This window comes from Mogibacterium kristiansenii (assembly GCF_029224645.1).
GTDB lineage: Bacteria > Bacillota > Clostridia > Peptostreptococcales > Anaerovoracaceae > Mogibacterium_A > Mogibacterium_A kristiansenii.
Window position 1 is genome coordinate 17,135 of sequence record NZ_JAQXUZ010000027.1, and the last position, 14,557, is coordinate 31,691.

The 14,557-nt window shown below is 45.3% G+C and carries 13 protein-coding genes; all 13 read right to left on the reverse strand.

Annotated features, from left to right (window positions below):
- Positions 1–6: 6 nt before the first annotated feature.
- Positions 7–789, reverse strand: a complete 783-nt coding sequence (locus PUE40_RS08015) for an LbetaH domain-containing protein (protein WP_277672448.1) — start codon at positions 787–789, stop codon at positions 7–9.
- Positions 790–905: 116 nt separating this feature from the next.
- Positions 906–2,162: a hypothetical protein gene (locus tag PUE40_RS08020; protein WP_277672449.1), complete on the reverse strand. Its 1,257-nt coding sequence runs from the start codon at positions 2,160–2,162 to the stop codon at positions 906–908.
- The gene (locus PUE40_RS08025) at positions 2,149–3,456 is read right to left on the reverse strand and encodes a phenylacetate--CoA ligase family protein (protein WP_277672450.1); all 1,308 of its coding nucleotides are present in this window, start codon (positions 3,454–3,456) and stop codon (positions 2,149–2,151) included. Before PUE40_RS08025 ends, PUE40_RS08020 begins: the two co-directional genes overlap by 14 nt.
- Before the next feature lie 13 nt (positions 3,457–3,469).
- Positions 3,470–4,702 carry an ATP-grasp domain-containing protein gene (locus tag PUE40_RS08030; protein ID WP_277672451.1) on the reverse strand — a complete coding sequence of 411 codons (1,233 nt, stop codon included), beginning with the start codon at positions 4,700–4,702 and terminating at the stop codon, positions 3,470–3,472.
- A gap of 127 nt (positions 4,703–4,829) precedes the next feature.
- Positions 4,830–6,395, reverse strand: coding sequence for a L,D-transpeptidase family protein (locus tag PUE40_RS08035; RefSeq protein WP_277672452.1), 1,566 nt, complete (start codon positions 6,393–6,395; stop codon positions 4,830–4,832).
- Positions 6,396–6,514: 119 nt separating this feature from the next.
- Positions 6,515–7,270 (reverse strand): ABC transporter ATP-binding protein, encoded by a 756-nt coding sequence (locus tag PUE40_RS08040; RefSeq protein WP_277672453.1) that lies wholly within the window; start codon positions 7,268–7,270, stop codon positions 6,515–6,517.
- Positions 7,270–8,052: an ABC transporter permease gene (locus PUE40_RS08045; RefSeq protein ID WP_277672454.1), complete on the reverse strand. Its 783-nt coding sequence runs from the start codon at positions 8,050–8,052 to the stop codon at positions 7,270–7,272. The genes PUE40_RS08040 and PUE40_RS08045 overlap by 1 nt, the downstream gene beginning before the upstream one ends.
- A 168-nt stretch (positions 8,053–8,220) precedes the next feature.
- On the reverse strand, positions 8,221–8,406 hold the full coding sequence (locus PUE40_RS08050; protein WP_277672455.1) for a hypothetical protein: 186 nt from the start codon (positions 8,404–8,406) through the stop codon (positions 8,221–8,223).
- Positions 8,407–8,482: 76 nt separating this feature from the next.
- A complete protein-coding gene (locus PUE40_RS08320; protein ID WP_418888097.1) occupies positions 8,483–8,692 on the reverse strand; it encodes a hypothetical protein in 210 nt (69 codons plus the stop codon).
- Between the two features lie 301 nt (positions 8,693–8,993).
- Entirely contained in the window at positions 8,994–10,190 is a 1,197-nt protein-coding gene (locus PUE40_RS08055) for a glycosyltransferase (RefSeq protein ID WP_277672456.1), read from the reverse strand.
- A gap of 36 nt (positions 10,191–10,226) precedes the next feature.
- Positions 10,227–11,858, reverse strand: coding sequence for an LTA synthase family protein (locus tag PUE40_RS08060; RefSeq protein WP_277672457.1), 1,632 nt, complete (start codon positions 11,856–11,858; stop codon positions 10,227–10,229).
- The gene (locus PUE40_RS08065) at positions 11,855–13,072 is read right to left on the reverse strand and encodes an alginate O-acetyltransferase AlgX-related protein (protein WP_277672458.1); all 1,218 of its coding nucleotides are present in this window, start codon (positions 13,070–13,072) and stop codon (positions 11,855–11,857) included. The genes PUE40_RS08060 and PUE40_RS08065 overlap by 4 nt, the downstream gene beginning before the upstream one ends.
- 17 nt (positions 13,073–13,089) lie before the next feature.
- Entirely contained in the window at positions 13,090–14,547 is a 1,458-nt protein-coding gene (locus PUE40_RS08070) for an MBOAT family O-acyltransferase (protein ID WP_277672459.1), read from the reverse strand.
- Positions 14,548–14,557: the final 10 nt, after the last annotated feature.

Sequence of the window (14,557 nt, forward strand, 5' to 3'; positions counted from 1 at the left end):
CTTTCATTACCTCCAAAAGCGAAATCTGAACTTCTTTGAAGGCTGTTTTTCGCCGATGTAAAACCGGTTTTTTTCTGTGTTATTCACAAGTTCCCGCTGTATAATCGCCAGCTTATCCTCCGCACTCTTGCTTCGACACAAATGACAATCAACATTCTTTAGGTTGTATTCATTCTGCTCCGGCTCATATATCCAACAATCCGAATCCATTCTCTTGTACCTATCGGATTTCTTTTTTCCATAATTATGAACACACTCTTTAGAAAAGAATATTTTTCTCTTTACTACTTTGGCAGGATTTCCGGCCGCCACGGTATTCGAAGGAATGGCTTTGCCGGAAACAACCGCACCACCACCGATTACCGAACCCGAACCGATGGAGGATCCTTTTAGAATCAACGCACCTTGACCGATCCACACGTGATCCCCCATTAACACGGATTTGCTTTCGTTAATCCGTTCTTTCGTATCACAGCTGTAAAGAAGGTGCGGATCCGCCGTTCTCACGTATATTCCGAAAGAAAAAAGGCCATCATCTCCGATAATGATATTTTGTCTTTCCGATGTTATCAGTGTAGCCCTTCCGTTGAAATAATTATCCCGGCCGATATATATGCACGTATTTGAATGTGCATGTATAGCCAAGCGATATGTATGTTTATTTCTGCTGAGATAGACTACGGCATTATTTCCATCAAATATTATTTCAGAATCGCGTATGTTTACCCCATCTTCAATGACAAGAATGCTGTTTTTTCCGGTAAAACGAATACTCGTACAATCATCCATCGTCGACTTTTCCGGATTGACATACACGGTATTTTCCTAAAGCTCCTGCCCAAATTCAGTTAATTCTTCCATTTAAACCATTCCCCTCTCATTACAATAGAACCATCCATCGAATATTATATCATATACCGTCCGCCATGACCGATATGGTTCAGGTACACCAGCTGGGATCCCATATGGAGAACCAAAAGCCCGATGCCGACGACACCGTAGGCGATTTTCAGATTCTTCTTTCCCTTGCAGAATTCCGGATCGTACAGGTTCTCGATGAACTTTGCCATGCTGATAACGAACATCAGATATACCGCAACCTTCTTTCCCCAGGCAAAATTACCGTGAGTCGCTCTCGGACCGCTTTCCGAAAAGGTAAAGTGTTCCGCATATCCCCACAGCACCGTCAGCCAGCCAACCGCGTATTCCGGTTTCTTTAACGACTTCAGGTTAAAAGCAAGTACGAACAGCGGAAACGCCAGTCCGGCAATAATGCTCAGCGTAATGGAGAAATCCTGATTGAAGTAGGCCCGCCCCAGATCGATGACCACCTTGGAGGCTTCTTTCCCCGCTTCCACGGAGGCCTGCTGAGTATCCTTTCCGAACAGGGTCTGATTCAGCATTAGGAAGTAAATGCAGGACGGAAGCATGGTAAGCCCCATAATCACTACTTGTCGGAAGCGGTACGCCTTGGATACGATTAAGCAATCCCTTATCTCCGATATATCGACGGTACGGAATACATCCGCCAGCAGTACCATCGCTGCCGCCGGGAAGAAGGCCATGATAAAGCTTGGTTTCGCCCAGGCGGACAGCAAAAAAGTCACCGCCAGAAGAATCCAGGATTTCATGGAAATCCCCTCCATGTAGTTCTCGTATACCTTATAGAAAACCAACAGTGCAAAGATGGAGAAGACCGTTACCATAATCTGAGTCGGGTTCTGCCATGCATATTTGCTCTGGGTCTTTGCATAGAAATACGGCATGAACTTCGGGATGTAAATCGGTCCGGTGTACAACGCCACTAGGGAAAGCACTTCTGCCGGAATCCGGGTCTTGGTGATTCCTTTCGTGAAGAATCGTATCAAAAGGTAGTTCCCTACCACCGTAAAGAACACCAGCAAGCCGATTACCGCGGCGATGCCCCAAGGGCTGGCAGTCATCTTGTCCATGTATTTCACCAGAAATCCAATCATCCGATAGGTATACTGGTCGCGTCGGGCAATGTTCAGGTGAAGTGCCATATCCGAAAAATATTTTCCGTTATACAGAATACTCTGCCGATATGCCAGCAGAGTTTCCATCGCAAATGTCAGCGCCAGACAGATGCCGAACACGATATCTGCCGGACGCTGTAGCCGTTCTAATTTATTTTTTTCCATTCTCGTCCACCTTGCATACAATCATTCGCAGTTTGCCGTTGCTGTCCGGCGGAATGGAGTTGGACCATTCGAAGTCGATATCCATATGATGTTTGAATTTTTTGTTCAATGCCTCATCCAATTCTTTTTCGATCTGTTCCAATGTCTTCGGGGATTCCTTGCTCTGGACGCACTGAACCACGATATGAGTGTAGGAATCCTGCACGAAACGAATCTGAACCACGTCCTCGCAATGTGCGATAATCGGAGCGATTTCAAAGAAAGTGGTCACCTCGCCGGTGTCGTAGCGGAAGAAGTCGTTCATCCGTCCCTGAAGACTGGTAACGTAACGAACGCCGTCCCGCACTTCGGAGATGGCCTTATCGCCAATCTTATAGTTAATCAGCGGAATATCCGTCTTGAACAGCGGGGTGATTACCACAGAACCCGCATCGGCCAGCCGATCGTTTTCGTCATAAATATTGATTACATACGCATCGTAGTGAATGATGTGCTCCGGGCTGTCGAAAAGCTTCAGCATGCAGGAACCGGTTTCGGCGCTGCCGTACGCATCGATAATGCCATCTCCCAGAATCTCCTTGAATAGCTTTCTGGCTGCCGGATCCGTCATCTCGCCGGAGGCGCAGAAGAATTTCGGCTGCCAAATATCGCTGTGATTCTCCTTGCAGTACAGACAGAGACGCATCAATTCCGTCTTGTTCATGTACAGGAAATCCGGTTTGTATTCGTTCACCTGCTTAATCATGTCCTCTTCCGGTGCATACTGATTCAGAAAACCTCTTCGGAGGATGCCGAATTTCTGCAGGAACGTATCCGCACCGGCGGAAGTACTGTGAGCACTCTTTCGGCTCATGGTCTTTCCGAGGAACGGGTTGTATCCCGCCATACGCATTACTCGGAACCAGTCCGCCATCATGAACGCCTTCTCCTTTGGAGAATACAGGAGCATCAGCGGCTTTCCGGAAGAACCGCTGGTGGTGTCATGGAACCAATCCTTGTATTTCGGCTTTTCCGCTTCCTCGTTCATCCAAGCGCGAAGCTCATCCTTGGTGAGAGGCGGCAGCTTCACCAAATCCTCCGCAGTACGAATATCCTCCGGCTTCACGCCGGCTCTGTCGAAACGCTCCCGATAGAATGGAATCTGATATGCCTTTTTCATGAGCTTGTGAAGACGCTTCTCCTGAATCTTCTTCAGGCGAATGTAGTCATCTCCCTTCGGATACTTTCTGTTCAGTTTCATCAGGTCAAAGAACAGAAATACGTTTACCATTTTTTTCTGAAACTTATCCAGCATTTAATTTTTCCTCCTATTTCCACACCAGGTCGCGGGTTGTGCCGGCCGATTCACATTCCACATGCAGAATATCCCGGATATGTGCGACTCTCTCCTGCCATTGCTCCTCCGACTCCGCCTCCACAATCAGGGCCAGCCGATTGGTCTTGTTCAGCTTCTCCACCGGAACGTTCATTCCGACATGCAAATTATCCAGTTGGTTGCGGTGGACATACGGCAGTGCCTTTACTTCCTCCAGGCCTGTAATGCTCTTCACCGTTCCAAAGGGCACGTAGAAAGCCTTGTATCCGGAATACTTTCCGGTAGCTTTCGATTGCGGCATTTCTTGAAGCTGCCCCAAAGCAATGTCTACCAGGAACTTCTCCACGTTGATTCCCGTTTCCAGGGAAATCAAATCCGATGAGATGTACACGCCGCCGCCTCTGGCCGCCGTCTCCAGCAGGTAGATTTCGTCGCCGTCCATGATAAATTCGCTGTGCGTCAGTCCCTGCTTCAGCCCAAAGGCTTCGATGATTTCCCGGTTTCGTTCCAGCACGCGCCGCACTGTCTCTGGATTCCGTACCGACGGTGTGCGGCGGCTTTCCGCTGCGTAAGCGTTCTCAATATCAAAGTAATGGGTATCTCCGATAATCAGATTCCGGAACGTTCCGCCAAAAGCCATCCCTTCTACGAAGAATTCCATTCCCGTGGCCATCTTTTCGACGATTACTTCTCCGTTGGAAGAAAAACCGGCACTCTCGTCAAAATGCTTTCGGATATCCTCCTCCGAATCACAGGAATAGATTCCCCGGCTTCCCTGGGAGTCCAGCGGTTTGATGATGACCGTCGTTCCCTCCAATTCTCGCCAAAAGGACACCGCATCCTCCACGGAAGTTACCGTACGGTTCGGGAGGCACGGAATTCCCGCTTCCTCCATCACGTCTCGCATCCTCGCCTTGTCGGTAAAAAGAAGTCCCGTCTCGTAACCGATTCCCGGCAGTCCCATCTGTTCCGCCACGTAAGCCACGGTGCGAACGGAGATGTCCGTCTGATCCGTAATGATTCCGTCAATTTTCTGTTCTCTGCAGAAGTTCAGCGCTGCATCCTGATCTCTCACATCGATGAGACAGCACTCCTTGATGTAGGGTTCAAATGCTTTGCCTATTACCGGTGCAATCAGCACCACGTCGTTTTCTTTTGACGCCTCCTGAACCAAAGGAAGCTGGAAATCACCGGCTCCCACGATTGCAATCTTTTTTCTTCTCATTATACCAATTCTTTCTGTTTTCTTTAACGTCAATGAGTCTATTGTATCACACTTTGGAAAAGGCGAACACAGCGAAATCGCATAGGACGATGTCCTATGCGATTATTAAATTCTTTATGCAATTCAACTAATAACTGACTACTCGAGTCTTAGTCGGAACGTGCTTATAAATCCACTTTGCCTCACCGGTGAACATTCTGGCACAGCCCTTGGTGTTCGGCTTATCCTTTACCGGCTTCAGCATCTTATGAGTTCCTTCTCTCCAACATACCGTATGGAATGCGTTTCCTCTTCCGGAAGATCCCTTCTTTCCAAATGCGGACAGATACTTGTAGTAATATCTCATTCCCTTATTGGTAACACGATGGCGATCGTATTGCTTCCGAATCAGGATATAGTTCATGTTGGTCGGTGTCGGATGCGCAAACGTACCGGTAGAACAACGATATGTCTTCTGGAGAACCCATTTGCTGTGCTTGTTGGCTCTCTTGAACACGTACACCTTCTGGGTGTATTTGCTGAGCCAAATCAGGTAATTAGTTGAACTCTTGAACTTCTTCTTGTTCACGTAGTTCTCCTTTACGCTTCTGCTCCAGTCATTGGACTTTCCGGCAACGTGGCTCTTTAATTTAATGGATCTGTAATTCACCCAACCCTTTTTCTTTAATTTTTTGTCGTTAAAATATACCCGCTTTACCACGCCGTACTGCGGAACCACCTTCGGACTCTTCTTCTTGATTACCACGGTCTTCCCCTTTGGAAGATAACCGATTACTTTTTTGCTCTTTGCGGATTTATAAATCGGAATCCGTTTTTTGGCCTTTGCGGTGAACCAATAATTCCGCACCGCAATCGTCAGATACTTTCCAGCGGTAACCTTTCCGCTCCTTACATGCATCGAAGCAGCTGCATCCGTAGTATTCGCGGCCTGAACCCAGTAGTAATAGGATCCACCCTTTCTCCGTTCGGAGAAGGAGTTGCCGGTTACCGTCTTAATCGGCTTGCTCGGGCGAGTGGCCTTCGTATTCCGATAAACGTAGTACCGATTTGCACCATTCACCTTATCCCAAGTTACTTTAATCAAATTGTCCTTCTTGGCACAGGACGCCTTTAAGTCGGTTACATTCTTCGGGAAGTTGACGGAATACGTTTCCTTAGACCGAAGGATTACTTCCTTTGCAGAAGCATCTGTGGCCTTAGCCTTAAGACAGTACACGTGATTGTCCTCAACTGTAACCGTTGCTTTGCTTCCCATCACAATGCCTTCCGACACTGCAACATTTTTCGTCTGGTCAAAGACATCAAAAGTCTGTGCCTTGTATCCGGCATCCAGTTCACACTGAACGGTTACCTTCTTTTTTCCGGATACGTTCAGATACAGGCTGTTGTTTACCGGAGCAACCGTCATCTTTAGTTTATCTGTCACCACTTCTGAAGAAGCGGCAGTTCCGGAAACATTTGGATTCGTATTCTCATCCTCCGCCGGAGCCTTTGTCTGCTCTTCGCCATCTGTAGCAGATTCTTCTGCCTTTGGCGTATCCTCCTGCACCGTTTCGCCGGTCTGCGTTGAAGCATTTGGCGTATCTACATCTGCAAATGCAATTGCACCTTCCAACAAAGTACCCAGACACATAATCAATGTTAAAAGCAAGGCTACGTACGCTACGGCTTTCTTTCCGTTCTTTTTAAACATACATCTTCCTTTCTCATCAAGTTGATAAATTTGTTTCTTCGTTTCCGTGATTTTAGCATAACGGAGCCAAAATATCAATAAACTACCGCAAGGGTATTTTATAAAACATCTGTTTAAACTTATTTCTTTTTCTTATTAGATTTCATGAACTCCGTGTATCTCGGCAGCACATCTGCCGGATCTCCCTGTTCAATCATCTCGCCGTCGTTTAACCAAAGAACCTCATCGCACAATTCTTCAATTGTACCTAAGCTGTGAGAAACAATTACCACGGTACGCGTATCATCAGAGATGAGTTCCTTCATCTTATTGTAACTCTTCTCCTTAAAGCGCTGGTCGCCCACACTCAATACTTCGTCAATCAACATGATATCCGTTTCCAAAATCGCCGTAATCGCAAACGCCAGTTTCGAATACATGCCGGAAGAATAAGTTTTTACCGGACGATCGATGAATTTGCCAATATCTGCGAAATCGATGATTTCTTTTTCCTTTTCCGCAATCTGTTCTTCCGAGAAACCCAGCAGCATTCCGGAAAGATATACGTTTTCTCTTCCGGTCAGTTTTTTGTTAAAACCAACACCGATGGACAACAAGGATACCCGACGACCGTGCAGGTCAATCGTTCCCTCATCCGGAGAGAAGATTCCCGCAATGGCCCGAAGCATGGTGGACTTACCACTTCCGTTTTTGCCAATGATTCCCAGAATCTTTCCCTCTTCCAAATCAAAGCTTACACCTTTGAGAGCTTCGAAAATTTCAACTTTATCTTTCAACCGCATCCAACTGGATCGAATGGATGTTTTCTTAAGGCCGCGGTAGCAGATATGTAAATTTCTTACCGACAGTGCAATTTTCTTCTCATTATCACTCATTAGATCACCTTCGCATAACTGTTTTCATTTTTATGAATTAAATGAATGCCGATTACATTCAGAATCAACGCAATGCCAAGCCATACCAGAAGCCACTTGAAACTCGGCAACTGATTGTACAGCATCGTCCGTCGGAGTTCGTTCATCAGCATCGCAATAGGGTTCACACGAAGCAGGATAAAACACAAAGGTCCTGCCAATCTTTCATTGATATTATAGAAAATACCGGAAAGATAGAATACCATTCGCAGCAGCACGTTTGTGAGATTTGCTAAGTCGTTTACCGTAACCCCATAATTCATCAAAATCATTCCGATTCCGAAGGTCAAAATATAGAGAATCGCTATAATCGGAATAAAGAAAATGATATGCCAACTCAAACGCACTCCCTGAGCGAACATCAGGCAGAACGTGATAATCATGGAAATTCCCATTTTAAAGAGATACGTATAGGATTTTGCCAACAACAGAATATACTTCGGAATGTATACCTTCTTGACCAAATCCCGGTTGCTGGTAATCAGCTTTACGCTACCCTTCACCATGCGGTTGAAGAAATCCCAAGCAGTCAGTCCGATAAATACAAAAGATGCAAAATACGGCGTCTTGTTATGAAATACATATCCAAAAATAAACGTGTAAATCAGCATGAAGCATACCGGTTCGATAATCCACCACAACCAGTTTAAGTAGGAGTCCGCAACTTCACTCTTGAGCTCTGCCTTCGCACTTCGAATTGCATATTTGTGATACTTTTTTATATTCGAAAAAAACTTATTCATGCACCCACCTTTTAAAAAAAACGTTAACATAAACCACGCTATTATAACGCATAAAGTCACTCATTTCAACTATATGAATAAAATGTCTCATTTGTCAATCCGAAAGTTCCGCGTGCTCCAAACTCATATCTTTTTATTTCCTGAAGCTACTGACTTTCTACCTTCTTTTTAAAGACGTCCATTTTCATCTGCCCGTTGATCTTCACCCGATATACCGACCACGGCAAATCCGTATCTCTTCAAAACCGGAGCTACCAAATAATATAATTCGTAATCCCCATCATCAATGGTCAATACAATACTCATTTTCTTTAGCGTACGTTTTCCCTTATACCAATCATAATACTCATCCATGGACAGCGTCTTATAATCGTGTTCGTATAAATATTGCGTCTGTTCCTTGAAATCCTCCACGGACGCGACCCACTGGTCATCCCGGAATCATGATGCCCGTCTTCGGATCGAAACAGTGTTTTTCTTTTTTCCCGTTTATCGAAACCGTTTTCCATCCGGTGATCTGTTTCCCATTCTTGTCATACCACCAGTTCCCAGCCTTAAACTTAACCAGACCGGTCTTCATTGCGCCCTTTGAATTAAAATAGTACTTTTTACCGCGAATCGTTTGACGAAATCGCAGCATGAACCCATTTTTTTATCAAAATAATACTTGTTTTTTTCTATCCTTTTCCAGCCCTTTGCCAGCTTGCCTTTTTTCACACAGTAATACTTTCTTCCGGCACGGGAATGCCATCCTTTTTTTCCATTTTTTCAAACTTTATTGGAAACATATTTACTTTGTGCTTTAGTTTTCGTTGCACCATAGCTGTTTTGACTGCCAATCGGCACGCAAACAAAACTCAAGATTAAACAAAACAAACAAGTAATCCTTTCATTGAAATCACTCCCCTAATCCCAAAAATACACTCATCAAAATTTAACTTTTATCGCTTACCTTTCATATGTCGTTTTATGTATGAAAAGGGTCTCAATATCCATCGGCCCAATCGAAAAGCTCGGGATTTTCGAATTCTTTTTATCTCTCCTTGAAGGCGCTTTTTCTCCTGCTGCAAATCCTTCTTTTCTTTTTTCAGTATCCGAATCGTTTCCTTTTGGTCTGCAATCTTCGCCTTATACTTCTCCGCTTTTTCTCTGTGTTTGTCCTTCAACCGATCAATCGTTGCCCGATCTTTCTGTTCTTTCTGTATACGAGGAAGAATCGCTGCCTCAAAGAAAATCCGCTCCTCCGGGCTGCACTGTCGAAGGAATGTCTCTTGATTCTCCTCATCTAATTCCAGATAGGTATTTTTCACAAATTCGTGTCGAAACGCCAATTCCTGACTTACCGCCGGTTCGCATTCCGGAAAATCATATCCGAAATGCCGCACCAACTTGTAATCCAGAATCAGGCTTCGAAATGCGCTCTTGCACCGATGTACCGTCGTCGGACGATGTTCCAGAGAATTATCCCGAATTCTTCTTTTTACTAACACTTCATTCAATGCCATCACTCGTTCCGCCCGCAGGAGTACTTCGAATGTATAGGGAATATCTTCGAAAATAATTTCGGGCTCAAAAGAAAACTGATTCTTCTGAAGGAAATCGTGTCGAGCCATCTGCAGAAATACATTTACTCGGTATTCCAGCTGTGTTTTGAATAAAAGAAGCATTTCCCGACCGCAGATGGGTTCCTTCGGATATTCTCTTTTTCGCATGGGCTGATTCACCCGATTGTTCTGCCATCGCTCCGCGGCAATCTCGTTTTCGAAAAAATTCTCATAGGTGAAGAAGAGTACGTCCAGTTTCTTTTCACTGCACAGGGCGAGTCCTTTCTCCAGCACCCCGGGACAATAACGGTCATCGCTGTCCAGATAACAGATGTATTCCCCGTTTGCTTTTTTAAGGCCCAAATTCCTGGCGACGCTGACCCCGGAATTCTCCTGATGAAAGACCCGAATGTTCTCATATTTTCCGGCATAATCATCCAGTATTTGTTCGGATCCATCGGTAGATCCATCGTCTATCGCAACAATCTCAATGGATAGTTTTTTTTCTGCCAAAACGCTGTCTAAACATTCCTCCAAATACTGCACGTTATTGTACACCGGAAGAATTACACTGATGTCGTATTGTTTTTCCATGATGTCTCCAGCCTATGTCTCAATAAAACAGCTATTCTATTCGAATTCTTTGTGGTAGAACCGGGAGTTCTTTCCTAATTCCAGATTGAATTCATCGTATCCCATCTCTTCGGACAGGGTTTTCTTCGAAGAGAACAGGTTCGTTCCCAAGCCCAGTCGATTTCCTTCAATGGAATAACCCATGGAAGACAGGATGGTCGGGAAAAGATCCATCGTCGCTGCTGTCCTCTTTTGATTAATCTTCTGATAAGGAGATGCAGAATTGATAAACACATCAATCGCTTCCCGATCTTTCTTATCCACTCCCTGCACCAGTTTCTTGTCCATTCGCGGGTGATCTCCCAGAATGACGATGGTAGTGTTCTCATAGAAATCCTGTGCCTTGCACCAGTCTACAAATTCTTGTACCTGCCGATCGGCACATGCCACCACGTTGGCGGTTTTGTTACCATTCCCCGTCGGACACTTCTGGCATTTGTATCCGCCCACATGGTGGGTATCCACCGTCAGCATCGTGCAGTTAAATGGCTTGTCCTTCTCCGATAGCTTCAGGATTTCATCCTTTGCCGCTTCATAGGTTCTGAAATCTTCCATTCCCCACCAGACCTTGTAGTCCTTGTCGATATATCCGGCATCGATTGCAGAGTAATAATCGAAAATTTTGTAGCTTCCGTGCTCCCGGAACAGTTTCTTCTTTCGACCGAAAGTGGAATCCGATCCACAGATGAATTCCTGATTGTATCCCTGCTTCTCCAGGATATCCCCCAGCGTGGTTATCCCTTTAGCAAATTTTCCCTGATTCGCATCATTTCCTTCATTCTTATTCATTCCCATGTTAAAGGCAAATGGAATTCCGGAAGAGGATGACAGGATAGAGGCCGTCGTCCATGTCGTTCCGGACGGATTGTGCGTTCCGGCCATTCCTTTTCGATCCCCAAAAGCGATGTTCTCTTGCTGCAGGTTATAGAGATTTGGCATCAAATTGTGATCTTGATAGCCTCCCAGATTCTTCGACGCATAAGTAGTCTCCATACTTTCCATATATATGATGATAACATTTCGCTTCTGCTTTCGTGTGTTCTGAATCTGAACAGAGGATGGAGCCACGTATTTTTCATCGTATATTTTCGTATATGTTAGCTTCGAACGCACAAAATCCGACACTTCCAGCACCTGGTCGGCATACGCATACACCGGTTTTGCCAGAAAAATGCAGATTAAAAGAATAGTCACATGATACACTCCGCGGAGAGCATAACCCCACTTGCTTCGCACCCACCGGTACTCCGGCTTTGCTTCTACCGTTTCGTGCTTTGCCGTTTCCTTCTGTGCATCGTGCTGTCCCTTGGCTTCATCCACCCGAACCTTTCTCCGTCCCACTCTTCGGAACAAAACCAAATCCGCCAAAATGAACAGCACTACGATGGCCGTCGCTTTAATCAAATCCGGTCGGCACTCCTGAAGTGCTTCGTTCATGAAACTGGTGTCCGCGCCGGTCAACCCCAGGTTAAAGGTGTACACGATTTCCCGGAATCGCGTGCCGAATGTAACATCATACCAGTCCGTCAAAGTCCGTCCGGCTACAACAAAATACAGCAGCAAAGCAATGATTCCATAATAGAGAACATACAAAACAGATTTAATTGTCGTCTTAATTATCTTCTTCATTTTACAACCTTGTCAAAAGTATATTGTATCTCTGTAATGGCACTTGGATTATAAGCCACAATTACCGTGTCAATTTCCGGATGATTTCGAATGTAATCGTATAAAGACTCGGTTTTATAATGTCTCAAATCCAACGTGGTGACATTCTTTGTATAAAGGGATAGATACGGCATCAACGCACAAGAAAAAGAATCCCGTATCAATAGAATGTGTCGGTTGTTCTTCACTTTCTCATTTGTCACACATTCTCTCGGATGATCTCCTCCACAATATGCGGCGTAGGTATTTACCCGGAACGGATCTTTTTCTAAATTCTCAGGCACAATAAAGGCTGTTTTAAAATTACCGGTCCGCTCTACGGTTTTTTTCTCCTTTGGCATGCAGTACCGAAACTGATTGTCAAATTTCGGGATTAACATGTCAAAATCATCCATTCCGGCATAAGCACTACCGATTTTCTTTCCAATGGCTCCCAAAAACAGATCTGAATAATGCTCTTTCCGATAATTGTTCAAATTGCGATATTCCGGATGATCTTTCCACTCCGAATCCACCTGAGATAATTTCTTGGAAATCTCTCCCGCCGCCCAGAGCGCAATCTCCGGCTTCCAATGCTGATCTGTTCGGAAAAAACTATCCGTAGACTTCATGTTCTTATCCTTCATGATATCTCGAACATCCATTCTGTGCACGGATTTCGAGGAAAGAACCTTCAATATCTCGTCCGCATTTGGATTCCCGTATTCCGGAACCCCTGCCGGATATTCATCCTCGTCTTGAACTTTATACGGAAGTTCCACGTAAAGGAAATTCTTTCCGTGCTTTTTTACATATCGGGACAATTCCACCACGTTATCCGCATATTTATGCAAATCTTCCGGAGAGTCCTTTCTCAGACTGTACATCAGCATTCCATTTTCCAGACGATACCAGTCCTTCTCCAAGTCAGCGGTTTTTCCCATCCCCTTTTGAAACATACCATTTAGATTAATCCATTGATTTCGATTTGCTAAATTCAACGTTATCGTGTTGGAGATTTCCTCCAAGGATTCCTTATTAAAACCACTTATCTGACCGTTGCTGCCTAATGCCTCCGTCTGAGGCCGGTGGCTTCTTTCCGTACCGTTAATGGAATCCCATACATTCATTCCGGTGCGAACCCCGAAGAACAGCAGAAAACAAAGAAATATTACTGCAATGATTCGATTTCTCATGATTTCTCCTTTCTTCTCTAGAAGTTAAAATAAATAAATGGATTGTAGCTTCCGATGACGATATACGATACCGACACAAACAGAATTCCGACAATAAATACACCGGAAATCACATCCGCGGCCCATTTCCTTTTAGCAGAAACACATTCCTGCTTCAAGCGTTTTCCAAGCCACGGAACCCACGGCAGGGATCCTACAATCGCCGCCAGCCAGAAGTATCGATACTGGGTTAGATAGAAGATTCCCGGTGCGGAAAGCCCCCAGCCATCGGCTCCGAACATGCAGCTCATATAGTGTACGGCATCTCCCAAACTATCCGCCCTGAAGAGCACCCACTCCATGATGACAAAGAACATGGTTGCAATATACTTCAGCGGATTCATCCAGCGGTATTTTGCCTCCTTATGGAGTCCCAGCTTCTTCTCTGTCACCAGAAGCACGAAATAGGTCAGTCCCCACAGGATGAAGGTCCAATTCGCTCCGTGCCAGATTCCCGTCAGAAGCCATACTACGAAAAGGTTGAAGATATGCCTTGCCTCCGTCTTCACCCGGTTCCCGCCCATCGGAATATAGACATAATCCCGGAACCAGCTGGACAGAGAGATGTGCCAGCGTCGCCAGAATTCCGTAATGGAACGGGAAACATACGGATAATTGAAGTTTTCATCGAAGTGAAACCCGAACATCTTACCCAGGCCGATGGCCATATCGGAATATCCGCTGAAATCGAAATAAATCTGGAAGGTGTAGGCCAACGCTCCCAGCCAGGCCATCCCTGCCGTCAGCGGCATGTCTGCACCGAACCACTGCACCGTTCCGTTTCCGAACCCAAAGGCGTGATCCGCAATCAGTGCCATGTTATTGGCCAGCAGTACCTTCTTTCCCAATCCGATGATGAATCGCACCACTCCATCGGAGAAATCCTGCAGGTTTTCCCTTCGGTTGTTAATCTGGTCCGCAATGGTTTCATACCGCACAATCGGTCCGGCGATGAGCTGAGGAAAGAAGGAGATATACAGCCCCACATTCAGGAGGTTTCTCTGGGCCTCGCCCCGTCCACGGTACACGTCGATTACGTAAGAGATTGCCTGAAACGTGAAAAAAGAAATTCCGATTGGCAATGCGATTTCCGGCACATTCCGGTGTGCGTGAAAGAGCAGGTTCAGGTTTTTCACCGTAAACGCCAGGTATTTGTATATGAAAATAATCGATAAATTGATAAAAACATCCAGTGCAATCAGCCACCGTACATTCTCATTTTCTTTAAATTTCTCTACCAGCAGGCCAAAAAACCAGTTCACCAGAATGGATGCCATCATCACCAACACGAACCGTGGCTCGCCCCAAGCGTAGAAAAGCAAACTGGCCAGGCACAGAAAAACGTTCTGTACCCGGCGACTGAATTTAAGTGCGTAATTAACAAACAATACTACCGGAAGATAGACAAATATAAATACATTACTTGAGAATAACAACTTTTTTTCC

Bases quoted from the DNA above. Each gene is read 5' to 3' on its own strand.
- PUE40_RS08015 (WP_277672448.1), bottom strand. From the start codon at position 789: ATGGATGATTGTACGAGTATTCGTTTTACCGGAAAAAACAGCATTCTT.
- PUE40_RS08020 (WP_277672449.1), bottom strand. From the start codon at position 2,162: ATGGAAAAAAATAAATTAGAACGGCTACAGCGTCCGGCAGATATCGTG.
- PUE40_RS08025 (WP_277672450.1), bottom strand. From the start codon at position 3,456: ATGCTGGATAAGTTTCAGAAAAAAATGGTAAACGTATTTCTGTTCTTT.
- PUE40_RS08030 (WP_277672451.1), bottom strand. From the start codon at position 4,702: ATGAGAAGAAAAAAGATTGCAATCGTGGGAGCCGGTGATTTCCAGCTT.
- PUE40_RS08035 (WP_277672452.1), bottom strand. From the start codon at position 6,395: ATGTTTAAAAAGAACGGAAAGAAAGCCGTAGCGTACGTAGCCTTGCTT.
- PUE40_RS08040 (WP_277672453.1), bottom strand. From the start codon at position 7,270: ATGAGTGATAATGAGAAGAAAATTGCACTGTCGGTAAGAAATTTACAT.
- PUE40_RS08045 (WP_277672454.1), bottom strand. From the start codon at position 8,052: ATGAATAAGTTTTTTTCGAATATAAAAAAGTATCACAAATATGCAATT.
- PUE40_RS08050 (WP_277672455.1), bottom strand. From the start codon at position 8,406: ATGGATGAGTATTATGATTGGTATAAGGGAAAACGTACGCTAAAGAAA.
- PUE40_RS08320 (WP_418888097.1), bottom strand. From the start codon at position 8,692: ATGCTGCGATTTCGTCAAACGATTCGCGGTAAAAAGTACTATTTTAAT.
- PUE40_RS08055 (WP_277672456.1), bottom strand. From the start codon at position 10,190: ATGGAAAAACAATACGACATCAGTGTAATTCTTCCGGTGTACAATAAC.
- PUE40_RS08060 (WP_277672457.1), bottom strand. From the start codon at position 11,858: ATGAAGAAGATAATTAAGACGACAATTAAATCTGTTTTGTATGTTCTC.
- PUE40_RS08065 (WP_277672458.1), bottom strand. From the start codon at position 13,072: ATGAGAAATCGAATCATTGCAGTAATATTTCTTTGTTTTCTGCTGTTC.